Origin of the sequence: Streptomyces sp. NPDC096311, from assembly GCF_044763085.1 — a bacterium.
Lineage (GTDB): Bacteria > Actinomycetota > Actinomycetes > Streptomycetales > Streptomycetaceae > Streptomyces.
Genome location: NZ_JBIWFN010000014.1, coordinates 226,173 through 248,547 on the forward strand (window position 1 = coordinate 226,173; position 22,375 = coordinate 248,547).

At 71.0% G+C, this 22,375-nt stretch carries 24 protein-coding genes; 15 read left to right on the forward strand and 9 right to left on the reverse strand.

The annotated features are described in order from the left end of the window. The first annotated feature begins 36 nt into the window (after positions 1 to 36). Entirely contained in the window at positions 37 to 1,116 is a 1,080-nt protein-coding gene (dapE, locus tag ACIRA5_RS32950; RefSeq protein WP_403696992.1) for a succinyl-diaminopimelate desuccinylase, read from the forward strand. Between the two features lie 109 nt (positions 1,117 to 1,225). Continuing rightward, positions 1,226 to 1,984 carry a TIGR00730 family Rossman fold protein gene (locus ACIRA5_RS32955; RefSeq protein ID WP_054228224.1) on the forward strand — a complete coding sequence of 253 codons (759 nt, stop codon included), beginning with the start codon at positions 1,226 to 1,228 and terminating at the stop codon, positions 1,982 to 1,984. 30 nt (positions 1,985 to 2,014) lie between these two features. Here the strand turns inward: ACIRA5_RS32955 and folP are convergent, their stop codons facing one another. After that, positions 2,015 to 2,875: a dihydropteroate synthase gene (gene folP, locus ACIRA5_RS32960; protein ID WP_403696995.1), complete on the reverse strand. Its 861-nt coding sequence runs from the start codon at positions 2,873 to 2,875 to the stop codon at positions 2,015 to 2,017. 192 nt (positions 2,876 to 3,067) lie between these two features. Here folP and ACIRA5_RS32965 point away from each other — a divergent pair, with 192 nt between their 5' ends. Next, positions 3,068 to 3,418: a DivIVA domain-containing protein gene (locus ACIRA5_RS32965; protein ID WP_403696998.1), complete on the forward strand. Its 351-nt coding sequence runs from the start codon at positions 3,068 to 3,070 to the stop codon at positions 3,416 to 3,418. Then, entirely contained in the window at positions 3,415 to 3,996 is a 582-nt protein-coding gene (locus ACIRA5_RS32970) for a DNA-3-methyladenine glycosylase I (protein WP_403697001.1), read from the forward strand. The genes ACIRA5_RS32965 and ACIRA5_RS32970 overlap by 4 nt, the downstream gene beginning before the upstream one ends. A gap of 81 nt (positions 3,997 to 4,077) precedes the next feature. On the opposite strand, the gene ACIRA5_RS32975 is transcribed toward ACIRA5_RS32970, so the two are convergent. Beyond that, entirely contained in the window at positions 4,078 to 4,881 is an 804-nt protein-coding gene (locus tag ACIRA5_RS32975) for an enoyl-CoA hydratase/isomerase family protein (RefSeq protein WP_403697004.1), read from the reverse strand. Between the two features lie 65 nt (positions 4,882 to 4,946). Here ACIRA5_RS32975 and ACIRA5_RS32980 point away from each other — a divergent pair, with 65 nt between their 5' ends. Beyond that, positions 4,947 to 5,111, forward strand: coding sequence for a hypothetical protein (locus tag ACIRA5_RS32980; protein WP_352045896.1), 165 nt, complete (start codon positions 4,947 to 4,949; stop codon positions 5,109 to 5,111). Positions 5,112 to 5,255: 144 nt separating this feature from the next. Next, positions 5,256 to 5,423 (forward strand): DUF3117 domain-containing protein, encoded by a 168-nt coding sequence (locus ACIRA5_RS32985; protein WP_003966491.1) that lies wholly within the window; start codon positions 5,256 to 5,258, stop codon positions 5,421 to 5,423. A gap of 143 nt (positions 5,424 to 5,566) precedes the next feature. Here ACIRA5_RS32985 and ACIRA5_RS32990 read toward each other — a convergent pair whose 3' ends face one another. Continuing rightward, positions 5,567 to 6,091: an O-methyltransferase gene (locus ACIRA5_RS32990; RefSeq protein WP_403697243.1), complete on the reverse strand. Its 525-nt coding sequence runs from the start codon at positions 6,089 to 6,091 to the stop codon at positions 5,567 to 5,569. 414 nt (positions 6,092 to 6,505) lie between these two features. Here ACIRA5_RS32990 and sigE point away from each other — a divergent pair, with 414 nt between their 5' ends. From sigE to ACIRA5_RS33015, 5 genes are all read left to right on the forward strand, one after another. Beyond that, entirely contained in the window at positions 6,506 to 7,207 is a 702-nt protein-coding gene (gene sigE / locus ACIRA5_RS32995; RefSeq protein WP_054228218.1) for an RNA polymerase sigma factor SigE, read from the forward strand. Next, positions 7,204 to 8,184, forward strand: a complete 981-nt coding sequence (locus tag ACIRA5_RS33000; protein WP_403697007.1) for an anti-sigma factor family protein — start codon at positions 7,204 to 7,206, stop codon at positions 8,182 to 8,184. The genes sigE and ACIRA5_RS33000 overlap by 4 nt, the downstream gene beginning before the upstream one ends. A gap of 138 nt (positions 8,185 to 8,322) precedes the next feature. Next, positions 8,323 to 10,152, forward strand: a complete 1,830-nt coding sequence (locus ACIRA5_RS33005; RefSeq protein ID WP_403697010.1) for a trypsin-like peptidase domain-containing protein — start codon at positions 8,323 to 8,325, stop codon at positions 10,150 to 10,152. A 216-nt stretch (positions 10,153 to 10,368) separates the two neighbouring features. Continuing rightward, positions 10,369 to 10,827, forward strand: coding sequence for a sec-independent translocase (locus ACIRA5_RS33010; protein ID WP_403697012.1), 459 nt, complete (start codon positions 10,369 to 10,371; stop codon positions 10,825 to 10,827). Between the two features lie 180 nt (positions 10,828 to 11,007). Beyond that, positions 11,008 to 11,664: a hypothetical protein gene (locus tag ACIRA5_RS33015; RefSeq protein WP_403697015.1), complete on the forward strand. Its 657-nt coding sequence runs from the start codon at positions 11,008 to 11,010 to the stop codon at positions 11,662 to 11,664. A 174-nt stretch (positions 11,665 to 11,838) separates the two neighbouring features. On the opposite strand, the gene ACIRA5_RS33020 is transcribed toward ACIRA5_RS33015, so the two are convergent. The 3 genes from ACIRA5_RS33020 to ACIRA5_RS33030 are packed head-to-tail and all read right to left on the reverse strand — an operon-like array spanning position 11,839 to position 15,012. Continuing rightward, on the reverse strand, positions 11,839 to 12,972 hold the full coding sequence (locus ACIRA5_RS33020; protein ID WP_403697018.1) for an Mrp/NBP35 family ATP-binding protein: 1,134 nt from the start codon (positions 12,970 to 12,972) through the stop codon (positions 11,839 to 11,841). 44 nt (positions 12,973 to 13,016) lie between these two features. Then, complete coding sequence (locus tag ACIRA5_RS33025) at positions 13,017 to 13,601, reverse strand: DUF1003 domain-containing protein (protein WP_403697021.1); 585 nt, start codon at positions 13,599 to 13,601, stop codon at positions 13,017 to 13,019. Next, positions 13,591 to 15,012 carry a magnesium transporter MgtE N-terminal domain-containing protein gene (locus ACIRA5_RS33030; RefSeq protein ID WP_403697024.1) on the reverse strand — a complete coding sequence of 474 codons (1,422 nt, stop codon included), beginning with the start codon at positions 15,010 to 15,012 and terminating at the stop codon, positions 13,591 to 13,593. Before ACIRA5_RS33030 ends, ACIRA5_RS33025 begins: the two co-directional genes overlap by 11 nt. Before the next feature lie 341 nt (positions 15,013 to 15,353). On the opposite strand from ACIRA5_RS33030, the gene ACIRA5_RS33035 reads away from it, so the two are divergent. Next, a complete protein-coding gene (locus ACIRA5_RS33035; RefSeq protein WP_403697027.1) occupies positions 15,354 to 16,112 on the forward strand; it encodes a hypothetical protein in 759 nt (252 codons plus the stop codon). Positions 16,113 to 16,140: 28 nt separating this feature from the next. Here ACIRA5_RS33035 and ACIRA5_RS33040 read toward each other — a convergent pair whose 3' ends face one another. Continuing rightward, positions 16,141 to 16,686, reverse strand: coding sequence for a hypothetical protein (locus ACIRA5_RS33040; RefSeq protein WP_403697030.1), 546 nt, complete (start codon positions 16,684 to 16,686; stop codon positions 16,141 to 16,143). A 43-nt stretch (positions 16,687 to 16,729) separates the two neighbouring features. After that, complete coding sequence (locus tag ACIRA5_RS33045) at positions 16,730 to 17,842, reverse strand: magnesium and cobalt transport protein CorA (RefSeq protein WP_054228210.1); 1,113 nt, start codon at positions 17,840 to 17,842, stop codon at positions 16,730 to 16,732. 549 nt (positions 17,843 to 18,391) lie between these two features. Here ACIRA5_RS33045 and ACIRA5_RS33050 point away from each other — a divergent pair. Continuing rightward, positions 18,392 to 18,976: a suppressor of fused domain protein gene (locus ACIRA5_RS33050; RefSeq protein WP_067368516.1), complete on the forward strand. Its 585-nt coding sequence runs from the start codon at positions 18,392 to 18,394 to the stop codon at positions 18,974 to 18,976. A gap of 96 nt (positions 18,977 to 19,072) precedes the next feature. On the opposite strand, the gene ACIRA5_RS33055 is transcribed toward ACIRA5_RS33050, so the two are convergent. Next, the gene (locus ACIRA5_RS33055; protein WP_403697034.1) at positions 19,073 to 20,326 is read right to left on the reverse strand and encodes an MFS transporter; all 1,254 of its coding nucleotides are present in this window, start codon (positions 20,324 to 20,326) and stop codon (positions 19,073 to 19,075) included. 189 nt (positions 20,327 to 20,515) lie between these two features. Between ACIRA5_RS33055 and ACIRA5_RS33060 the strand changes: the two genes are divergently transcribed. Together ACIRA5_RS33060 and ACIRA5_RS33065 are read left to right on the forward strand one after the other, a co-directional pair. Then, the gene (locus tag ACIRA5_RS33060; protein WP_403697037.1) at positions 20,516 to 21,157 is read left to right on the forward strand and encodes a DUF6758 family protein; all 642 of its coding nucleotides are present in this window, start codon (positions 20,516 to 20,518) and stop codon (positions 21,155 to 21,157) included. Positions 21,158 to 21,394: 237 nt separating this feature from the next. Beyond that, complete coding sequence (locus tag ACIRA5_RS33065; RefSeq protein WP_403697040.1) at positions 21,395 to 22,252, forward strand: PHP domain-containing protein; 858 nt, start codon at positions 21,395 to 21,397, stop codon at positions 22,250 to 22,252. Positions 22,253 to 22,375: the final 123 nt, after the last annotated feature.

Sequence of the window (22,375 nt, forward strand, 5' to 3'; positions counted from 1 at the left end):
CCGGAGCGCCGAGCAGGGGGCGCTAGGGTCGAGGGCATGGCCGACACCACCCTTGACCTCACGCTGGACGCCGCCGAGCTCACCGCGCGGCTCGTCGACTTCCCCTCGGAGAGCGGCAACGAGAAGCCGCTCGCGGACGCCGTCGAGGCCGCGCTGCGCGCCCTGCCGCATCTGACGGTCGACCGGTACGGCAACAACGTCGTGGCGCGTACGAACCTGGGGCGGGCCGAGCGCGTGATCCTCGCCGGCCACATCGACACGGTCCCCATCGCCGGCAACGTGCCCTCGCGCCTCGACGAGGACGGCGTCCTGTGGGGCTGCGGCACCTGCGACATGAAGTCCGGCGTCGCCGTGCAGCTGCGCATCGCGGCCACGGTCCCGGCACCCAACCGCGACCTCACCTTCGTGTTCTACGACAACGAAGAGGTCGCCGCCCACCTGAACGGCCTGAAGCACGTCGCCGAGGCCCACCCCGACTGGCTGGCGGGCGACTTCGCGATCCTCCTGGAGCCGACGGACGGCCAGGTGGAGGGCGGCTGCCAGGGCACGCTCCGGGTGCTCCTGAAGACCAAGGGGGAGCGTGCCCACTCCGCGCGCGCGTGGATGGGCTCCAACGCGATCCACGCGACGGCGCCGATCCTCGCCAGGCTCGCCGCCTACGAGCCGCGCACGCCGGTCGTGGACGGCCTCCGGTTCCACGAAGGCCTCAACGCCGTCCGCATCGAAGGGGGCGTGGCCACCAACGTCATCCCCGACGCCTGCACCGTCGTCGTCAACTTCCGCTACGCGCCCGACCGGAGCGAGGCGGAGGCCGAGGCCTTCGTCCGTGACTTCTTCGCCGACTGCGACATCGACGAGTTCATCGTCGACGACCACACCGGCGGGGCCCGGCCCGGCCTGACGCACCCGGCCGCCGCGGCCTTCCTGGCGGCCGTCGGCGGCGAGGCCCGCCCCAAGTTCGGCTGGACGGACGTCGCCCGCTTCAGCGCGCTCGGGGTGCCCGCGGTGAACTACGGGCCCGGCGCGCCGCTCCTCGCCCACAAGGTGGACGAGCGGGTGCGGGCGTCGGAGATCCCCGAGGCCGAGGAGCGCCTGCGCGCCTGGCTGACGTCCTGAGGACCCGCCCGAACCTTCGTGGTGCACGGCGGACATGCGCATGTCCCCCCTCCGTAACCCGCGTAGATCTACGCTGGGGCTGAACCACTTGCAAGCGGAGGGAGCGCACATGGCTACTGGCAACCCCGAGGGCAAGAAGCAGCCACCGGAGGAGCAGCGGCTGGGGCCGGTACTGCGCAGGCGGGGCCAGGTGCAGGCGAGTACCACGGACCAGCGGCTGCTCGACGCGGGCGGCCCCTCCGACTGGGTGCACACCGACCCATGGCGGGTCCTGCGCATCCAGTCGGAGTTCATCGAAGGCTTCGGCACGCTCGCCGAACTCCCGCCCGCGATCAGCGTCTTCGGCTCCGCCCGTACGCCGGTGGACTCGCCCGAGTACGAGGCGGGAGTCGCGCTCGGCCGAGGCCTGGTCGAAGCCGGCTTCGCCGTCATCACGGGCGGCGGGCCCGGCGCGATGGAAGCCGCCAACAAGGGCGCCTGCGAGGCCAAGGGCATCTCGGTCGGCCTGGGCATCGAGCTCCCCTTCGAACAGGGCCTCAACCCCTACGTCGACATCGGCCTCAACTTCCGGTACTTCTTCGTCCGCAAGATGATGTTCGTCAAGTACGCCCAGGGCTTCGTGGTCCTGCCCGGCGGCCTCGGCACCCTCGACGAACTCTTCGAGGCACTCACCCTCGTCCAGACCCAGAAGGTCACCCGCTTCCCGATCGTCCTGTTCGGCACGGCGTACTGGGGCGGTCTCGTCGACTGGCTCAAGAACACCCTGATCGCCCAGGGCAAGGCTTCCGAAAAGGACCTCCTCCTGTTCCACCTCACGGACGAGGTGGAGGAAGCGGTGGCCCTGGTCTCGAAGGAGGCGGGCCGGTAGCGGAGCGTCTCCGCAAGGGGCGCGGGTGGTCTACGCCAGGCCCCGGCGGGCCACCGCCGGAGGGCGGTGGCCCGCGATCGACGCCACCATGTCCAGGACCTGACGCGTCTCGGCGACCTCGTGGACGCGATACACCTGCGCCCCCAGCCACGCCGACACCGCCGTCGTGGCCAGCGTCCCGACCACCCGCTCCTTCACCGGCTTGTCGAGCGTCTCCCCGACGAAGTCCTTGTTGGAGAGGGAGACAAGCACGGGCCACCCCGTCTCCACCATCTCGCCCAGCCGCCGAGTCGCCTCCAGGCTGTGCCGCGTGTTCTTCCCGAAGTCGTGCCCGGGGTCGATCAGCACGGACTCCCGGGGCACCCCCAGGGCCACCGCCCGCTCGGCCAGCCCCACGGTCACCCGCAGAATGTCGGCCACGACGTCGTCGTAGGCGATCCGATGCGGCCGCGTACGAGGCTCGGCGCCCCCGGCATGGGTGCACACCAGCCCCACCCCGTACCGCGCGGCCACCTCCGCGAGCCGCGGATCCACGCCACCCCACGCGTCGTTGAGCAGATCCGCCCCCGCCTCGCAGACCGCCTCCCCGACCTCGTGCCGCCAGGTGTCGACGCTGATGATCACGTCCGGGAACCGCCGCCGCACCTCGGCGACGAAACCGACCGTACGGCGCGCCTCCTCCTCGGCGGTCACTTCTTCCCCGGGCCCGGCCTTGACCCCGCCGATGTCGATGATGACGGCGCCCTCGGCCACCGCCCGCTCCACGCGCGAGAGCGCGGGCTCGTCGCGGAAGGTGGCTCCCTGGTCGTAGAAGGAGTCAGGGGTCCGGTTCACGATGGCCATGATCACCGGCTCGTGCGGGTCGAATTCGTGCCTGCCCAGCCTGAGCATCCCCTGTGACCTCTCCTAGTAAGTCCCGCTGCTTAGCCGCCTGCGACCTTAACTGTCAGACTCGCATGGCACGATCGGACCCTGACACTTTCAGGGCCGGACCGCTTCGGCACTCGTCAGACATTTTCAGTAGCTTCAGTACTTTCGCGCCGGCGCCCAACGCGTCGGCACCAGAGCGTGGGGACCTCAGCGATGTTCATGTTCTTGTTCCTGGTCGTCGCGCTCGCCGTCGTGGTCGCCGCGGTGACACTGTCCGTGGTGGGCGGCGGCGAGAGCGCCCCCCTTCCCGACGCCGAGCCCGATCGGCTGGTGGATTCGCTGCCCCAGGACCGGCCGGTGAACCGCGCGGACGTGGAGTCCGTGCGCTTCCCGCTCGCCGCCCGCGGCTACCGCATGGCGGACGTGGACGACACCCTCGGCCGGCTCGGCGCCGAGCTCGCCGAGCGCGACGCCAGGATCGCCGACCTGGAGGCCGCGCTGGCCGGCGCCCGCGCCACCGCGACCATGTCGCTGCGCAAGCCGGCCGAGGGGGAGCAGCAGTGAGCGACGCGCTGGCCGGGCCCGACGGCGCGCTGCGCTGCCCCTGGGCCCTGTCCACCGAGGACTACGTCTCGTACCACGACAAGGAGTGGGGCCGCCCGGTCCACGGTGACGACGCGCTCTACGAGCGGCTCTGCCTGGAGGCCTTTCAGTCGGGCCTGTCCTGGATCACGATCCTGCGCCGCCGGCCGGGTTTCCGTGCCGCCTTCGCCGACTTCGAGATCGCCTCGGTGGCCGCGTTCACGGACGCCGACAAGGAGCGCCTCCTCGGCGACCCGGGCATCATCCGCAACCGCGCCAAGATCGAGGCGACCGTCGCCAACGCGCGCGTGCTGGCCGACTGGTCGCCGGGCGAGCTGGACGAGCTGATCTGGTCCTTCGCCCCCGACCCGGCCATCCGCCCGGCCCCGAAGCGGCTGGCCGACGTCCCGGCCGTCACCGACGGGTCGACAGCCCTCTCCAAGACCCTCAAGAAGCGCGGCATCCGCTTCGTGGGCCCGACCACGGCCTACGCGCTCATGCAGGCGTGCGGCCTGGTCAACGACCACTTGGAGGATTGCGCGGCCAGGAGCGCCCCCTGAGGGGCGCGGGGAACTGCGCGACCGGCCACGGACGGCCCGCAGTTCCCGTACCGACCTCCGACCGCCGAATCCAGCGGAGCGTCACCGCCCCAAGTACTTCGGCTTCTCCTTGTTGACGAACGCCTGCACCGCGATCACATGGTCCTCGGACGCCCCGGCCCGCGCCTGCAGCTCGTCCTCCTTCTCCAGCGTCTCGTCCAGAGAATGAGTGAGCCCGTACGCCACGGACTCCTTCAGCGCGGCGTACGCGACCGTCGGCCCCGCCGCCAGCGTCCGCGCCACCTTCTCCGCCTCGCCGCGCAGCTCGGACGACGGGACGAGCCGGTTGGCGATCCCGAGCTCGAAGGCCTCCTGCGCGCTGATACTGCGCGGGAAGAGCAGCAGATCGGCGGCGCGGCCCGGTCCGATCAGCCGCGGCAGGGTCCATGACGTGCCCGAGTCGGCGGTCAGCGCGACCCCGGCGAAGGACGTGTTGAAGGCGGCGGTGTCGGCGACGATCCGGTAGTCCGCGCAGAGGGCGAAGCCGAAGCCGGCCCCCGCGGCGACGCCGTTCACCGCGGCCACCACGGGCTTCGGGGCCCCGGTCAGGGCGCGCACGATCGGGTTGTAGTGCTCGCGCACGGTGCTCATCGTGTGCCGCGACCCCGACTCCTTGTCGGCGGCCAGCAGCCCGATGTGCTCCTTGAGGTCCTGCCCGACGCAGAACGCCCGGTCACCTGCGGCGGTGAGCAGGATCGCCCGTACGCCGCCGTCCGCCGCGGCGGCCTGGGCCGCGTCCCGGAGGGCGGCCTTGGTCTCGGTGTTCATCGCGTTCATCGCCTCGGGGCGGTTCAGCGTGATCGTCGCGAGTCCGTCGCTCACCTCGTAGAGCACGGTGTCGGCCATGGTGGGTCTCCTCCGGTTTCGCGGCTCCGACGTACCGGTCGGTACGTCCTGCGTGCGAGGACAGCATGCAGGACAGCATGGCGGAGATCACGGCCGGGGCGTGGACAGGACATGTGACCTGCGTCAAAGAATTCCGTGCCGTGGAAGTCGATGCAGCGGCGCAGTATCGCAGTCACATCGCCGAATTGAGTGGTTTTGCTCAAGCGCGTTGCGCAAGCGATGCCGACTGATGTTGGTCATCGGGTCCTGAGATGCGGGATAATGGCCTGGAAGCAATGTGTTCGATGCCGGTGACGTGTGTCCTATGAGGGGACGTGCGTGCCCTTCAAGGGGCCGTCGGCGACGATGAGCTGGTTTCAGGAAGGGGAACGAGCATGGCGGCCATGAAGCCGCGGACGGGCGATGGCCCGCTCGAGGTGACCAAGGAGGGGCGGGGCATCGTCATGCGCGTTCCGCTCGAAGGCGGCGGTCGGCTCGTCGTCGAGCTGACCCCTGACGAGGCCGACGCGCTCGGCGACGCCCTCAAGAAGGTCGTCGGCTGACGCGGAACGCGACCATACCTTTCAGCTGCCCCGGCACCGCATTCGGTGCCGGGGCGGTGGTGTTCCTGGGGTGCGGCAGCGGTGCGCCTGTATGCATCGACGCAGGTCAGGCATGCAGTGCGGGTACGGGGTCGAGCGTGCGGTCAGCGCTTGACCCCGCACAGCAACCCGTCGCCCACCGGCAGCAGCGAGGGCACCAGTTCCTGGCTCTCGCGCACCGCGCGCAGCAGTTCGCGCAGCCGGCCGACCTCGGCGGGCTGCGGGCCCGATTCGACCGTGCGGCCGTCCGCGAAGACCCCCTCGAAGACGACCAGCCCGCCCGGACGCAGCAGGCGCAACGATTCAGCGAGGTAGTCCAGGCACTCCAGACGGTCGCCGTCGCAGAAGACGAGGTCGTAGCCCGCGTCCGCGAGCCGGGGCAGGACGTCCAGTGCGCGGCCGGGGATGAAGCGGGCGCGGTTGCTGGCGAAGCCGGCCGCGCGGAAGGCCTGGCGGGCGAACTGCTGGCGGTCCGGTTCCGGATCGACGGTGGTCAGTACCCCGTCCGGCCGCATGCCGTGCAGCAGATGAATTCCGGAGACGCCGGTCCCGGTCCCGATCTCCGCCACTGCTTTCGCGTCCACGGTGGCGGCGAGCAACCGCAGCGCGGCGCCCGTGCCGGGCGACACCGGGCGCAGCCCTGCCTCGTGGGCCCGGTCGCGGGCCCAGCGCAGCGCTTCGTCCTCGGCGACAAAGGCGTCGGCGAACGCCCAGCTCGTCTGCCGGTTGCCGGTAATGACCCTCTCCCTGTCCCCGTGGTTGCCTGGGCGTGACTGTATCCGTTGGTGCCGGGAACCCGCAGATGGGACCAGGCGTTTAGAAGGGTGCGGAAACAGAGCGGGGGGAAGTCGATGGAACAGTGCGTGGAGCGGGGTGTGGAGCGGGGTGGCGAGCACATGCTGACGCAGGCATATGAGCACGTATCAAATTCTCGTAAAACCGCTTATCCGGAGCTAACGGGCGAGGTGGCTATGGTAGGGGCTCCACTGGACACCACCAGAGCCGACAGGGGAGGTGCGGCTGCGCCTGTGGATCGGGGCGGGGTGCTGCGGCGCCTCCTCAGATCGGCGGGTGAGCCGAAATCCGTGACCGACATCGCTGACAAGTTCCATGCTGCTGCCCCCGCGCAGACCGCGACGTTCACCACCGACGCGGAGTCGCAGGCGTGGACTCCGCCCACCTGGGAGGAGATCGTCAGCACGCACAGCGGCCGGGTCTACCGGCTCGCCTACCGCCTGACGGGCAACCAGCACGACGCCGAGGACCTCACACAGGAAGTCTTCGTGCGCGTCTTCCGCTCCCTGTCGACCTACACGCCCGGCACCTTCGAGGGCTGGCTGCACCGCATCACCACGAACCTCTTCCTCGACATGGTGCGCCGCAAGCAGCGCATCCGCTTCGACGCCCTCGGTGACGACGCGGCCGAGCGCCTGCCCAGCCGCGAGCCCTCCCCGCAGCAGGTCTTCAACGACGCGCACTTCGACGCGGACGTCCAGCAGGCGCTGGACACCCTCGCGCCCGAGTTCCGCGCCGCCGTCGTCCTCTGTGACATCGAGGGACTTTCGTACGAGGAGATCGCCGCGACCCTGGGCGTCAAGCTCGGTACGGTCCGCAGCCGGATCCACCGTGGCCGTTCGCAGCTGCGCAAGGCCCTCGCGCACCGGTCTCCCGAGGCCCGTGCCGAGCGCCGCGGCTTCGCGATCACGGGAGTTCCCGCGCTGGGAGGAGGGGGCGCGACCGCGTGAGTGGATCCCGGCCCGACTCTACGGAGCGGCGTGTTGCCGACCAGCATCTTGGGGACCGACTCTCCGCCCTGGTGGACGGAGAGCTCGGTCATGAGTCGCGCGATCGCGTCCTGGCCCACCTCGTCACCTGCGCGAAGTGCAAGGCCGAGGCGGACGCCCAGCGCCGACTGAAGAACGTCTTCGCGGAAGTCGCCGCTCCGCCCCCCTCCGAGAGCTTCCTGGCCCGTCTCCAGGGACTGCCCGGGGGAGGTGACTTCGACGGCGGTGATGGCTCACCGTTCGGCGGGGGCGGATTCGGCGGAGGACTCCCCTCCGGCGCCCCGGTGACCGGCGTCTTCGGAGTGCGCGGAGAGCCCTTCGGGTACGTGCCCGCCGCGCCGCACGGCGACGTGCTGCCGCCCGCCCCCGGGCGCGGTTTCCGTATCCATGACGTCAGCCGTCACGAGACCGACCGATCGGCCTCGCGCGGGCTGCGCTTCGCCTTCGCCGCCGCCGGTGCGGTGTCGCTGGCCGCGGTCGCGCTCGGCGGGGTGTCGACCGGAGTGCCGGCCGACACCACGGACGCGCGCGGCGGCTCCGGCGGCAGCAATGTGACGCCGGCGCGTACGCCGGGCTCGGGGCCCGCGACGGCTCCCGAGACACAGCGTCGCCGCTCCGACGGGCCGCTGCTCGCCCAGGGCGAGCGTTCGCTCGGTGTGGCGCCCGCGGTGCCGACCTCGGTGTCCGCACCCCTCCTCCCCGGAGTCCCCGCTCCGGTGCCCCGGGCAGACGACCTCATGCACACGCTGACCACCCCCGTGGTGGCCGGTGCCGCCGTGATGTCCCCGCTCATACATCCGCTCACCGAGGCACAGCCGATCGCGCAGACCTCCTGGTCGACGCCGCCCGGCCTCACGCCCCCGCGCCTGCTCGCCGCCCCGGCCACCACCCCGTCCCCCTCTTCCTCATCGTCCCCCTCTTCCCGTACCGCCCACTGACCGGTCCTCTGCGCCCCGGCCCCGGAACCTGGTTGAATCCAGGGTGGGCCGCGTCCGCCGGAGGGATTCCCGGACGCGGAGTCGGCAATCTGCGGTGACCGTCGGCGTGTTGTGCCGCGGGCCAGGTGTGGGGAGAGCATGAACGAGGGGAAGCCCACGAAGGCGAAGTGGTGGAGTCGGCCCCGCCAGGTCCCTCCGGGGGTCGGCGAGGTGGGCCCGGTCGAGGACATCCCCGGACCCGAGGCGGACCGCGACTCCGACGCGAACCACGACTTCGACAGGGACCACCGGTCCGAGAGGGACCACCACTCCGACGGGGACTACGAACTGGACCGGCCGGCGACGGCCACGGCTCCGACGGGTGTGGCCGGTGCGGTCGATGCGGCTTCGCCGTACGTCGCACCGGCGGGGCCCGGCGCCGGGAGCGGTGTCGGCGGCGGTGACTTCGAGTGGGAGCGTCCTGCCCTTCAGGGAAGCGCGCCGGATGCGGAGGCGGTCGGGGGTCCCTCCGACGCCGTGCCCGCGGGCCGGGCCCAGGTCGCCGCCGTACCGGCGCAGCAGGCCCCCGTCGACCGCCCCCGGCCCCTGCACGACCCCGACCCCTACAGCACCCCGCCGTACGGCGAGCCGGGCCCCTGGGCGCCCGCCCCGCCCGTCCAGCACCCGGCGGCCACCCCCGCGCACGGCACCGCCATGCCCCCGGGCCCGCTCCCGCTTCCGGCCCCGGCGCCGCTTCCGGCCCCGGCCCCGTACCCGAGCAACCCCCACCCGGCCCCCGCCCCGTGGCAGAACTACGACCCCTGGGCCGCCCCGGGACCGCTCCAGCAGAACGGGGCGGCTGTCGAGACGAAGACCCAGCGGCGCAAGCGGGCGAGGAAGGCGCTGGTCCTCGGGGCCGTGGCGCTCGCCCTCGTCTCCGGAGGCGTCGGAGGCGCCGTAGGGGCCTATCTGGAGCGCAACGGCGGGGTCGGTGACGTCACACTGCCGCAGGCCGCCAAGGAGGCGCCCGGGCGGCCCACGGACAGCGTGGCCGGGATAGCGGCCCGCGCGCTGCCCAGCGTGGTCACCCTGCACGTGCGCGGCTCCAGCGAAGAGGACACCGGCACCGGGTTCGTGCTCGACACCCGGGGTCACATCCTCACCAACAACCACGTGGTCGAGCCGGCCGGCAGCGGCGGCGAGATAACCGTGACGTTCAGCGGCGGCGAGAGCGCCAAGGCCACCGTCGTCGGGCGTGACAGCGGCTACGACCTCGCCGTGGTCAAGGTGTCGGGAGTCGGCGGGCTGCGGCCCATGGCGCTGGGCAACTCCGACAGCGTCCAGGTGGGCGACCCCGTCGTCGCCATCGGCGCGCCCTTCGACCTCGCCAACACCGTCACCTCCGGGATCATCAGCGCCAAGGAGCGGCCCATCACGGCGGGCGGCGAGAAGGGCGACGGGAGCGACGTCTCGTACGTCGACGCGCTGCAGACCGACGCGCCCATCAACCCCGGCAACTCCGGCGGCCCCCTCCTCGACGCACGGGCCCGCGTCATCGGCATCAACAGCGCCATCCGCTCGGCCGACGGCGGCACCGACCTCCAGGGCGGCCAGGCCGGTTCCATCGGGCTCGGCTTCGCCATCCCCGTCAACCAGGCCAGGCGCGTCGCCGAGGAGCTGATCAACACCGGCCGGGCGACCCACCCGGTGATCGGGGTCATGCTCGACATGGACTACACGGGCGACGGCGCCCGGGTCGGCACGAAGGGCGGCGGCGCGCCGGTCACCGCGGGCGGCCCCGGGGCCAAGGCGGGCATCAAGGCCGGCGACGTCATCACCGAGGTCGACGGCCAGCGCGTCCACTCCGGTGAGGAGCTGATCGTGAAGACACGCGCACACCGTCCCGGCGACAGGCTCCGGCTGACCCTCCGGCGGGGCGGCTCACAGCGGACAGTCACCCTGGTCCTCGGCTCCGCGAGCGGCGGCTGACCTCTTTCGACAGCAACTGACATGAACTTCACAGGAGGGGCCCGGCGCCCGTGCTGAGCGGCGTACATCCGGGGAAACTCGTCGTGTACACGAACCCGGAAGCCCCGGGACAGTTCCGGACGGACGGGATCGACGGGTACCGTGGACCCGGCCCGGACCACGGAAGAATCCCGAGGGCCGAGGGTCGAGGACTGAGGACATCGCAAGGAGCTTCAGGTGTTCAATGACATAGGACCGCTCGAGCTGGTGACGCTCGTTGTCCTTGCCGTGCTCGTCTTCGGTCCGGAAAAGCTCCCGAAGATGATCCAGGACGTCACCCGCACCATCCGCAAGATCCGCGAGTTCTCGGAGAGCGCCAAGGCGGACATCCGTGAGGAACTCGGCCCGGAGTTCAAGGACTTCGAGTTCGAGGACCTCAACCCCAAGACGTTCATCCGCAAGCAGCTGGACAACGACGAGCTGGGGCTCAAGGAGATCCGCAACGGCTTCGACCTGAAGAAGGAGATGGCCGAGGTCACGGACGCGGTCCACAGCCGCGACACGGACTCCTCTTCGTCTTCGTCTTCGTCGTCGTCCTCGTCCTCCGGTTCCTCCGGTGGCTCGATCGACATGACCAAGAAGCCCGAGAAGACCGATCCGGACGAGCGCCCGCCCTTCGACGCGGACGCCACCTGAGCCGTACCCGCAGGCGCGTGACACGGCCTGAAAACGGCGTGTGCGCGTCTCACGCGCCGGGTGCTTTCCCTGCTGCTCGGAGCGGTGTGGCTATGCTGCCCAGTTGTTGTGCGGACCGCTGAGGACGCCCGAGGGGGGCGGGCCACCCGGTCCGACGAGAGCAAGGAGGCGTCCGGGCAGATGGAGACGACAAGTCGGGTAGGCGCGCAGGCGCCGGCCGCGGAAGACGGACAGCAGGTCCCCTCCGCCCGCCGCACGGTAGACGGTTACCTGCTGGCGCCCTTCCCGTGGTACGGCCTCGACGAGGCCTTCACGGGGCCGCGCTGGCTGATGCAGGTGGGTACGTCGGCGGACGGTGCCGTCGAGCACGGTTCGATCGGGCACGGGGAAGAGCCCTCGGTGCGCAGCGAGTCGACGGAGGACAAGGAGCGGTTCGCGGTCGTGGTGACCGTCGCGGCCAGCCCCTCGCGCCGGAGTGCGGACGGTACCGGGCTCCTCGAGGCCACGTCGGTGTCCTCGGCGGCCTGGCTGGCCGGTGTGGGGCTGCTGTCCTTCACCTGGCCCGGCCAGATGGACCACACCCTGCGGGACGACTGGCTGGACCAGCAGACCGAGACGGCGTGGGTGCTCGCGGACGACCTGGACGGGCCCGACTGGTCCTCGCTGTCCCTCCCCGTGGACGGCGTCCCCACGCCGTTCCACTACCGCGAGTCCGAGTTCGGCTGGGTCCTCGCGGGCTCCACCCAGGAGGGGGTCCATGTGGGGGCGTACGGGCGGGGAATGAGCGCCTACGGGCTGGGCTTCGCCATGATCAAGGACATCGCGGCGTACGCGTGACGGTGCCCTCCTGGAAGGGGCCGGGGACGCGGGCCGATGCGCGGCTCCGGGTCGTTCGGCGGCGGGGCGTCTGTGGCTTGTCGCGCCCACGCGGCGGAGCCCCACATGGCAGGGCCCCGCGCCCCTTTGGGGCGCTCCTCGGCGGGGCGCCCCTGTCGACGTACTGACGGGAATCTAGAACTTGTTCCTCGGGGTGATGCCCAGGGACATGCCGGACAGGCCGCGCTGGCGGCCGCCGAGCTTGCCGGCGATGGCGCGCAGGGCGGAGCCCGCGGGGGACTCCGGGTCGGTCAGGACGACCGGCTTGCCCTCGTCGCCGCCCTCGCGCAGGCGGACGTCGATCGGGATGGAGCCGAGGACGGGAACGCTCGCGCCGGTGGTGCGGGTCAGGCCGTCGGCGACCGTCTGACCGCCACCCGTGCCGAAGACGTCGACCATCTCACCGCAGTGCGGGCACGGCAGGCCCGACATGTTCTCGACCACGCCCACGATCTTCTGGTGGGTCTGGACGGCGATGGAGCCCGCGCGCTCGGCGACCTCGGCCGCCGCCTGCTGCGGGGTGGTGACGACCAGGATCTCCGCGTTCGGGACCAGCTGGGCCACCGAGATCGCGATGTCGCCCGTACCCGGCGGGAGGTCGAGGAGCAGGACGTCCAGGTCGCCCCAGAAGACGTCCGCCAGGAACTGCTGGAGGGCGCGGTGGAGCATCGGGCCGCGCCAGACCACCGGTGCGTTGCCCGGGGTGAACATGCCGATGGAGATGACCTTCACGCCGTTCGCGGACGGCGGCATGATCATGTTCTCGACCTGGGTCGGACGGCCGTGCGCGCCGAGCATGCGGGGCACCGAGTGGCCATAGATGTCCGCGTCGACCACGCCGACCTTGAGGCCGTCGGCCGCCATCGCCGCCGCGAGGTTCACGGTCACCGAGGACTTGCCGACACCACCCTTGCCGGAGGCGACCGCGTACACGCGCGTGAGTGAGCCCGGCTTGGCGAAGGGCACCTCGCGCTCGGTCTGGCCGCCGCGCAGCGCGGTCGCCAGTTCCTTGCGCTGCTCGTCGCTCATCACGTCCAGGGTCACCTCGACGCGGGTGACACCCTCGACCGCCGAGACCGCCTCCGTCACGCTCTTCGTGATGGTCTCGCGCATCGGGCAGCCGGAGACGGTCAGATACACGGTGACCGCGACCGCGCCATCCGCACCGATCTCCACCGATTTGACCATCCCCAGCTCGGTGATGGGTCGCTGGATCTCGGGGTCGTTCACCGTCGCCAGTGCTTCGCGCACCGCGTCTTCCGTAGCCATAAGGACGATGGTACGGCGCCGGGCCCGGGGCCCGGAAAGCCCCGTCAGCGGTCGTCTACGTCACGTCGCGGCGGCCGTTCTGCCGGGAATACGACCCGGCCTTCGGTGCGGTGTTCCTCCAGCTCCCTGATCAGGTCCTGGAATTCGGAGCGGATCCAGTCGCGGGTGGCGACCTCGCCGAGGCCCATGCGCAGGGAGGCGATCTCGCGGGTGAGGTACTCGGTGTCCGCGATCGAGCGCTCGTTCTGCTTGCGGTCCTGTTCGAGGTTGACCCGGTCGCGGTCGGCCTGGCGGTTCTGCGCGAGGAGGATCAGCGGGGCGGCGTAGGAGGCCTGGAGCGAGAGCATCAGGGTCAGGAAGATGAACGGGTACGGGTCGAAGCGCAGGTGGCGCGGTGCCGCGACGTTCCACACCAGCCAGACGATGATGACGACCGTCATCCAGACGATGAATCGTCCGGTGCCGAGGAAACGCGCGATCCGCTCCGAGAGCCGCCCGAAGGCCTCCGGGTCCCACTCGGGCACCAGTCGGCGGCGCGGCGGCAGCGGCTGGTCGAGGCGGGTGCGGGGCCGGGTGGTGGCGGTCGCCCCGGTGGCGGCCCGTTCGCGGGTCTCGCGGTCAGGCCCCATCGCGCCCCCCTTCGTCCACGCCTTCGCGGCCGTCCCGCTGGTCGCCTTCCTTGTCGTCCCCCCGGTCGTCCGCGAGGTCGTCGCCGAGGTCGTCGTCGCGGTCATGCGGGCGCTCGTCCTGGGGTTCGTCCAGAGGTTCGTGCTGCGGTTCGTCCTCGTGCAGATGGAACTCGGTCTCGCGCCAGTCCTCCGGCAGCATGTGGTCCAGTACGTCGTCCACGGTCACCGCGCCGAGCAGCGAGCCGCTCTCGTCGACGACGGGCGCGGCGACCATGTCGTACGTGGCGAAGAACCCGGCGACGACGGGCAGCGCGGCGTCCGGCGCGAGGGGCTGAAGATTGTCGTCGAGGATCGAACTGACCAGCGTGTACGGCGGGTCGCGCAGCAGTCGCTGGAAGTGCGCCGCACCGAGGTACTTCCCGGTCGGCGTCTCGTCCGGCGGGCGGCACACGTACACCTGGGCGGCGAGCGCGGGGGACAGGTCGGGATTGCGGACCCGGGCGAGCGCGTCGGCGACCGTGGCGTCGGGCCGCAGCACGATGGGCTCGGTCGTCATCAGGCCGCCGGCGGTGCGCTCCTCGTAGGCCATCAGCCGTCGTACGTCGGCCGCCTCGTCGGGACGCATCAGCCTCAGCAGTCGCTCCACGTCGTCCTCGGGGAGTTCGGCGAGCAGGTCGGCCGCGTCGTCGGGGTCCATCGCCTCCAGGACGTCGGCGGCGCGCTCCTCCTTGAGCTTGCCCAGGATCTCGATCTGGTCGTCCTCGGGGAGCTCCTCCAGGACGTCGGCGAGGCGGTCGTCGTCCAGGGCGGCGGCCACCTCCCCGCGCCGCTTCGGTGACAGGTGGTGCAGGACGTTGGCCAGGTCGGCGGCGCGCAGCTGTTCGAAGGTGGCGAGGAGGCTCTCGGCGCCCTGTCCGTGCTCCTCCAGCGAGAACCCGGTGACGGCGGACCAGTCGACGGTCATGGTCTCGCCCTTGGTGCGCCGGAAGGTCCCGCTGCGGCCCTTGCGCACGAAGACGCGGCCGATCTCCCACTCCCGGCGCGCGGGCAGCTGCTGGACGGACACGTCGAGCACGGTCACCTCCTCGTCGGTCTCGACGAGCTGGACCCGCCGGTCGAGCAGCTCGCCGAAGACGAGCCGCTCGGTGGGCCGCTGCTCGAAGCGGCGCACGTTCAGGACACCGGTGGTGATGACCTGGCCGGACTCGATGCCGATGACACGGGTCATGGGCAGGAAGATGCGCCGCCGGGTGGAGAGTTCCACGACCAGCCCGAGCAACCGGGGCGGGCGGCGTCCGACGCGGAGCATGGCCACCAGGTCCCGCACGCGGCCCACCTGGTCGCCGCTGGGGTCGAAGACGGCGACACCGGCGAGGTGCGAGACGAAGATCCGGGGGGCGGCTGCGGCCATGCCCGCGCCTCCTTCTTTCCGTGGTGCTCTTTCTTCCGTGTCGCTGGTCGCGTGGTGCTCGTTGCGTGTCGCTCCGGACGCGTGCCGGCATTCTCCGTACGGGCGTTTGGTCCCGACCTGTCCGCTCAGGTGGGCTTCAGGCTAGCCCGTCCCGGTCGGATACGCCCTGGTGAGCGGTCCGGACGGACTGGCTCCGCCGGGCACGCACGGCACCGGTACGCTGCCGTACGCCGTTGGGGACACCCGGCACGGCCACCCCGGCATGGGCACCCTCACGGACACGCGCACGGACACGCGCTTGGACACCCGCATGGACACCCGTATGAAAGGCAGCCCTACCTGTGACTGCGATTTCCCAGGGCCGTACCCGCAGGGCCGCACTGGTGGGCGCGATGTGCGCACTGGTCGTGACGGGGACGGCGCTGACGGGGTGCAGTAGTGAGGATCCGGACGCGGGCACGAACGGGGTGGGGAAGCTGTCCGCCACCGAGATCCAGTCGAAGACACGCAAGGCCGCCACGTCGGCCGAGGCGGTGCGACTCGCCGGGACCGTGGTGTCGAACGGGCGCACGTACAAGCTCGACATGCGGCTGAGGTCCGACGGCGGCACCGGTTCGGTCACCTCGGAGGGGGCGAGTTTCCATCTGCTCCGGGTCGGCCGGCATCTCTTCCTCAAGGCCGACGCCGAGTTCTGGAACCACCAGGGCGGCAAGAGCGGTGCCACTTCGGCGGACACCGCGGCCGCCGACAAGCTCGACGGCAAGTACGTGAAGGTCCCGAGCGGCGACCCGGCCTACAAGCGCTTCATCAGCTTCACGGACAAGGACGTCCTGCTCGACGGTCTGCTGACCCTGCACGGCTCCCTCGCCACGGACGGGCACCACGAGCAGTCCGGCGTCCGCACCATCCGTATCACCGGCGACAAGGGCGCGGGCGGCACCCTGGACGTCTCCCTGAAGGGAACCCCGTACCCGCTGCTGCTGGTCCGCGCGGGCGACGCGGGCACGCTCACCCTCACCGACTGGGGCAAGAACTTCGCCCTCGCGGAACCCGCCAAGGACGAGACCGTGGACTACGGCCAGCAGCTGCCGACGTCGTAGCTCCGGGGGCCTCTCCGCCGGAGAGGTCCTAGCGGCGGCGTCCCCGCTTCCTGAAGAGCAGGCGCGGTACGGCGGCCGGGATCGGTTGGCGGGTGGTCGCGGGGGACGGGACCGGCGTGGCGGCCAGCGAGCCGTCCGGCAGCGGGAGGGTGCCCGCCCGGGGCTCCAGACGCAGCACCCGGCACTCGCGGGCCCAGCGGGCCGGCATCTCCTCGCCGTCGGGCGCGTTCAGACGCTTGCCCTTGAGCTCGGCGACCGTCGCCTCCCACGCGGGGGAGCCGGGCGCGAGTTCGACCACCTTCGCGGTCCACGCGGCCAGCCGCCCGCCCTTGTCCTTGCTGCGGACGACGACGACCGCGTCGCCCCCGTCGACGAGGCCGGGCAGCGGCTGCTCTCCGGGCCCGTCGCCGACCAGGCAGGCCGCGCCGTCGTGCCACACGTGCCACAGGGCCCGGGTGGGAGCCTCGGCGCCCGGCGCCTCATGCGCCGGCACGCCGCCGCTCCGCACCCAGATCAGCCCGGACTTCTTCGTGGCCTCCTCGACGAGGGCCCGGTCGAGCAGCTGTTCCGTCATGGGCCCAGCCTATCCAGGGGCACCAGGCGGTCACCCGGTGCGCTCAGAGCCAGCCGTTGCGCTTCAGGATCCGGTGGATCGACAGACACATCCCGACCGTGGCGCCCAGTACCAGCGGGTAGCCGAACTTCCAGTGCAGCTCCGGCATGTAGTCGAAGTTCATGCCGTACACGCCACAGACCATCGTCGGTACGGCGATGATCGCGGCCCAGGAAGTGATCTTGCGCATGTCCTCGTTCTGCGTCACGGACGCCTGCGCGAGGTTGGCCTGGAGGATGGAGTTGAGCAGTTCGTCGAAGCCGAGGACCTGCTCCTGGACGCGGGCGAGGTGGTCGGCGACGTCGCGGAAGTACTTCTGGATGTCCGGGTCGATCAGCCGCATCGGGCGCTCGCTCAGCAGCTGCATGGGGCGCAGCAGCGGGGACACGGCCCGCTTGAACTCCAGTACCTCGCGCTTGAGTTGGTAGATGCGGCCGGCGTCCGTGCCGCGCGGGGTGCCCTTGCGGCCCGGCGAGAAGACCTCGGTCTCCACCTCGTCGATGTCGTCCTGCACGGCGTCCGCGACCGCGATGTACCCGTCGACGACGTGGTCGGCGATGGCGTGCAGCACGGCGGAGGGGCCCTTGGCGAGCAGCTCGGGGTCGTCCTGCAGCCGGTGCCGCAGCGCCCGCAGCGAGCCCTGCCCGCCGTGCCGGACGGTGATGAAGAAGTCCCGCCCGGTGAAGCACATGACCTCGCCGGTCTCCACGATCTCGCTGGTGGCGGTGAGTTCGTCGTGCTCGACGTAGTGGATGGTCTTGAAGACGGTGAACAGGGAGTCGTCGTAGCGCTCCAGCTTGGGTCGCTGGTGGGCCTGGACGGCGTCCTCGACGGCCAGCGGGTGCAGTCCGAACTCGCCCGCGATACCGGCGAATTCGGCCTCCGTGGGCTCGTGCAGACCGATCCACACGAAACCGCCGTCGCGGTGCACCAGCCGCATCGCCTCCTGGGGCGTCAGCGGCTCGGGGGTCTGGACGCGGGCGCCGTCGCGGTAGACGGCGCAGTCGACCACGGCGGAGTTGGTCCCGGGGGCGCGGGTGTGGTCGTACGAGCCACTGTCCTTGCGCAGCGAGGGACGGGGACGGACCGCGGCACGCAGGTCACGAATCATCGACATGACGGGCTCCTTCGCAACGGAGGCGACCGACGACGGTTGAAACTACCCGGAATGGGGACGTCCTGACTGCGGATGTTTGGTACGTCCACAAAGCGGGGAGCACCGCACCGTCGCGGTGGCAGCTTCGCTACTGATTCAGATCAGACAGATCGGATGGATCAGGCGGAAACGAAGCGCTCTTCCGTGGTGCACCGGGACAACGTTGACACGTATGCACACGTTTGCAGGAGGAAGCAGCCGACAGAGCTACGGGAGCCGGGGAGCGGCTGGAACCAGCTACAGAACTTCAGCGACCGGAAGAGCGGGTGGTACTGCCAGGTCGACTTCGGTCCATTGCAGCCCCACCTCCTCCGGTCGGTCCCCCGTGAGGGACGATCCATCCCCCGTGGGGGAGCTGGCTCCCCCCGTGGGGAAGACAGTCAGTCTCAGTGCGTCGGAGCTTGAGAGCGACGCTTCTGCGTGCTGCCCCGACCAGCGGCCAAGACTATCAGCGCACTGAAGCGTCAAGCCGCCGCTTTGCCCGTTACTGACGAGTTCTATGCTCGGCTCATGGCTGATGTTCTTCCTTTGGTCGAGGCCCGGTTGCGCTCTGCGCTGGGCGAACCCGACGCCCGGGCCGCGGTCACCTTCCTCGGCACCGACCGTATCGAAGTGCTGCGCTTCACAGAGGGTGACGTCGTCCGCTACGCCACGCTCGGTATGTCCGCCCAGCCGATGGCGGACCCCACGGCGGTCCTCGCCGACCCGGTGAAGGGCCCGCGCGCGGAGCTGGTCCTGTCGGTCCGCCCCGGCGCCGCCGACACCGACAAGGTGCTCCGCCCGCTCGCCGTGCTCGCCGCGTCCCCGCAGGTCGAGGGGCTGATCGTGGCCCCTGGTGCCTCGCTCGACGTGGGCGGGGCGCTGTGGCCCGGCGCGCCGTTCACCTCGGTCCTGGTCGCGGAGTCCGGTGGCCTGGTCGAGGACCTGGAGCTGGACGCGCCGGCCGATCCCGTACGGTTCCTGCCGCTGCTCCCGATGACGCCGAACGAGGCCGCGTGGAAGCGTGTGCACGGGGCCGGGGCCCTTCAGGAACGCTGGCTGAACGGCGGAACGGACCTGCGCGATCCCTCACGCAGATCCGTTCCGCTGGATTGAGTACTTCTTGCCCAGTCTTTTCCGCCGACCGGGGACCAGGCCGGTTTCCTGGCCGAGAACAGTCAGTTGGCGAACTCGATCGGTCGGCGAACTCGGTCAGTTGGCGAACACGGTCACATTGTCCTCGGTGGCGTGCTTCGGCTGGAGCTCCTCGGCCTCGTGGGAGAGCGCGTTGCGGCGTACGAAGACCACGACCGCTCCGATCACGGCGGTGACCGCGGCGACCACGAACGGGATGTGGATGTCGCTCCACTCCTCGATCTTCGGCGCGAAGTAGGGCGCCGCCGCGGCGGCGAACCACCGGACGAAGTTGTAGCCGGCGCTCGCCACCGGGCGCGGCGCGTTCGACACGCCGAGCGCCAGTTCGGTGTAGACGGTGTTGTTCACGCCGATGAAGGCGCCCGACAGGATCGTGCAGACCACGGCCGTGGTGTGGTTGCCGTACCCGAGCACGAGCACGTCGGCGGCGAGCAGGACCAGGGAGCCGCCCAGCACCTTGAGCGAGCCGAACCGTGCCTGCATCCGCGGCGCCACGATCACCGAGAAGACGGCGAGCAGCAGGCCCCAGCAGAAGAACACCGCGCCCGACTTGTAGGGGGTCATGTTCAGCACGAACGGGGTGAAGGCCAGCACGGTGAAGAACGTGTAGTTGTAGAAGAACGCCGACACGGCCGCCGAGGCGAGGCCGCCGTGGCCGAGCGCCTTGATCGGGTCGAGCAGTGAGGTCTTCTTCGCGGGCCTCGGCTGCTCCTTGAGGAACGCCGTGATGCACAGGAAGCCGACCGCCATCAGGAACGCGGTGCCGAAGAAGGGGTAGCGCCAGCTGGCGTTGCCGAGCAGGGCGCCGAGCAGCGGCCCGCACGCCATGCCGAGGCCGAGCGCGGACTCGTAGAGCAGGATCGCCGCGGCGCTGCCGCCGGCCGCCGCGCCGACGATGACGGCGAGGGCGGTGGAGACGAACAGCGCGTTGCCCAGGCCCCAGCCGGCCCGGAAGCCGACGAGTTCGCCGACCGAGCCCGACGTGCCCGCGAGCCCCGCGAAGACCACGACGAGCGCGAGGCCGAGCAGCAGGGTCTTCTTGCCGCCGATACGGCTGGAGACGAAGCCGGTCACCAGCATCGCGACCGCGGTGATCAGGAAGTACGAGGTGAACAGCAGCGAGACCTGGCTCGGGGTGGCGTCCAGGCCCTTGGCGATGGAGGGCAGGATCGGGTCGACGAGCCCGATGCCCATGAAGGCGACGACGGATGCGCCGGCGGTCGCCCAGACGGCCTTCGGCTGCCGCAGGATGCTGCCCGCGCCGACGTCGAATGTGTCCCCCTCGGCGGGACCTCCCGTGGTGTTGGTCATGCTCGCTCCTCGACTGCGTAGGGAGAGATCGGTGGCCATGGATCGACGGCTAGATCGTTGGCGTATACACATAATAAGTTAGAAGGGCTAATTAATGCAAGCTGCATCTAGTTCTATCGGGTGACCGCCACGCTCCGGACGGGTGATCGTCCTTGACGCGGCGAAATACGGGGAGGACCGTGGGGCCCTATGAGGGGCGAACCCAGTTGCCCGAAGTGTGGTGGCCGGGTCAGGGCTCCCGGCCTCTTTGCCGACTCCTGGCAGTGCGATGTGCACGGGACCGTGCATCCGCTGCAGCCCGTGATCCCGCCCAGCGTCGAGGCCCTCGGTGTGGTGGTGCACCGTGCCCAGGTGCCGGTGTGGATGCCGTGGCCGCTGCCGGTCGGCTGGCTGTTCACCGGCGCGGCCTTCGCCGGTGACGATCGCAGCGGAGGGCGTGCGACGGCCGTGGCCTGCTCGGGCCCCGGACCGCTCGGCGGCATAGGGGAGCTGATCCTCGTCGCCGAGGAGCTCGGCGTCGGCCTCGGCGCGCGGTACGCGGGCGTCGACGGACCCGACCCGGGGCCGTACATGAACGTCGAGAAACCACCCCAGGCGAAGGTCCTCGCGGCCGGTCGGCCGACCCCGCTCTGGCATGTGACCGGCAGTCCCGACGACCGTGCCGTCTTCGCGGGCGAGGCGCTGGGGCTGTGGGTGTGGGCGGTGGTGTGGCCCGAGCAGTCGGGGCTGCTGATGTACGACGAGCTGGTGCTGACGGATCTGCGGGACGCGGGGGCGGAGGTGGATCTGCTGCCGTGCGGGGCGTTGTCGCCACGGATCCTGGAGCCGTAGCGCTCCGCTGTGGTGAGCGGCGCCATGGGCCCTTGGGCCCATGGGTCTTTGGGCGGTTGCGTGGGGCGCGTGCGGGTTGTTCTGGGCTGAGCGCGCGGTTCCCCGCGCCCCTGACGGGGTGCTTCGCGCGGGGTGGTTGTAGGGGGCGCCCGGTACTTGCGGGTGTGACAAGGCGCTCGGAACTCCCGTTATGCTTGAGCGTCCCCTGTCACCCCGTCATCGCCTGGAGTCCGCGTCGTGCGCATCGATCTGCACACCCACTCCACCGCCTCCGACGGTACGGACACCCCCGCCGAGCTGGTGCGCAACGCCGGCGCCGCTGGTCTCGACGTCGTCGCGCTGACCGATCACGACACGACCCGCGGGTACGCGGAGGCGCTGGCCGCGCTGCCCGAGGGGCTCACCCTCGTCACGGGCGCCGAGCTCTCCTGCCGCCTCGACGGCATCAGCATGCACATGCTGGCCTACCTCTTCGACCCCGAGGAGCCAGGGCTGCTCGCCGAGCGCGAGCTCGTGCGCGACGACCGCGTGCCGCGTGCCCGGGCCATGGTTGCCAAGCTCCAGGAGCTCGGTGTGCCGGTCACTTGGGAACAGGTCGCGCGCATCGCGGGCGACGGATCCGTCGGGCGACCGCACGTCGCCTCCGCCCTGGTCGAGCTGGGGGTCGTGGACAGCGTCTCCGACGCCTTCACACAGGACTGGCTGGCCGACGGCGGGCGGGCTTACGTCCCCAAGCACGAGACCGACCCCTTCGAGGCGATCCGCCTCGTCAAGGCCGCGGGCGGCGTGACCGTGTTCGCGCACCCGGCCGCCGCCAAGCGCGGCCGGACGGTGCCGGAGTCCGCGATCGCCGACCTGGCCGCCGCCGGGCTCGACGGCATCGAGGTGGACCACATGGACCACGAGCCTGCCACCCGCGCCCGGCTGCGCGGCCTCGCCGCCGACCTGGGGCTGCTCGCCACCGGGTCCAGCGACTACCACGGCAGCCGCAAGACCTGCGTGCTCGGGGAGTTCACCACCGACCCCGAGGTGTACGGCGAGATCACCCGGCGTGCGACCGGGGCGTTCCCCGTCCCGGGCACCGGCGGAGCCTGACACCCGCCTTCGCGCCCCAGGTTCCTGGAAGCACCCGACACAGCACCTGACAGAGCACCCGACAAAGCGCACTGCATAGCGCACCGGTAAGTGCCCGGCACTGTGCCCCACGCCGGCCGTCGT

Coding starts and splice junctions, on each gene's coding strand:
- ACIRA5_RS33015 (WP_403697015.1), top strand. CDS start 11,008: ATGGAGACGACAAGTCGGGTAGGCGCGCAGGCGCCGGCCGCGGAAGAC.
- ACIRA5_RS33025 (WP_403697021.1), bottom strand. CDS start 13,601: ATGGGGCCTGACCGCGAGACCCGCGAACGGGCCGCCACCGGGGCGACC.
- dapE (WP_403696992.1), top strand. CDS start 37: ATGGCCGACACCACCCTTGACCTCACGCTGGACGCCGCCGAGCTCACC.
- ACIRA5_RS33030 (WP_403697024.1), bottom strand. CDS start 15,012: ATGGCCGCAGCCGCCCCCCGGATCTTCGTCTCGCACCTCGCCGGTGTC.
- ACIRA5_RS33060 (WP_403697037.1), top strand. CDS start 20,516: ATGAGGGGCGAACCCAGTTGCCCGAAGTGTGGTGGCCGGGTCAGGGCT.
- ACIRA5_RS32980 (WP_352045896.1), top strand. CDS start 4,947: ATGCAGGACAGCATGGCGGAGATCACGGCCGGGGCGTGGACAGGACAT.
- ACIRA5_RS32965 (WP_403696998.1), top strand. CDS start 3,068: ATGTTCATGTTCTTGTTCCTGGTCGTCGCGCTCGCCGTCGTGGTCGCC.
- ACIRA5_RS33045 (WP_054228210.1), bottom strand. CDS start 17,842: ATGTCGATGATTCGTGACCTGCGTGCCGCGGTCCGTCCCCGTCCCTCG.
- ACIRA5_RS33020 (WP_403697018.1), bottom strand. CDS start 12,972: ATGGCTACGGAAGACGCGGTGCGCGAAGCACTGGCGACGGTGAACGAC.
- ACIRA5_RS33005 (WP_403697010.1), top strand. CDS start 8,323: ATGAACGAGGGGAAGCCCACGAAGGCGAAGTGGTGGAGTCGGCCCCGC.
- ACIRA5_RS33055 (WP_403697034.1), bottom strand. CDS start 20,326: ATGACCAACACCACGGGAGGTCCCGCCGAGGGGGACACATTCGACGTC.
- ACIRA5_RS32985 (WP_003966491.1), top strand. CDS start 5,256: ATGGCGGCCATGAAGCCGCGGACGGGCGATGGCCCGCTCGAGGTGACC.
- ACIRA5_RS32975 (WP_403697004.1), bottom strand. CDS start 4,881: ATGGCCGACACCGTGCTCTACGAGGTGAGCGACGGACTCGCGACGATC.
- ACIRA5_RS33040 (WP_403697030.1), bottom strand. CDS start 16,686: ATGACGGAACAGCTGCTCGACCGGGCCCTCGTCGAGGAGGCCACGAAG.
- ACIRA5_RS32955 (WP_054228224.1), top strand. CDS start 1,226: ATGGCTACTGGCAACCCCGAGGGCAAGAAGCAGCCACCGGAGGAGCAG.
- ACIRA5_RS33050 (WP_067368516.1), top strand. CDS start 18,392: ATGGCTGATGTTCTTCCTTTGGTCGAGGCCCGGTTGCGCTCTGCGCTG.
- folP (WP_403696995.1), bottom strand. CDS start 2,875: ATGCTCAGGCTGGGCAGGCACGAATTCGACCCGCACGAGCCGGTGATC.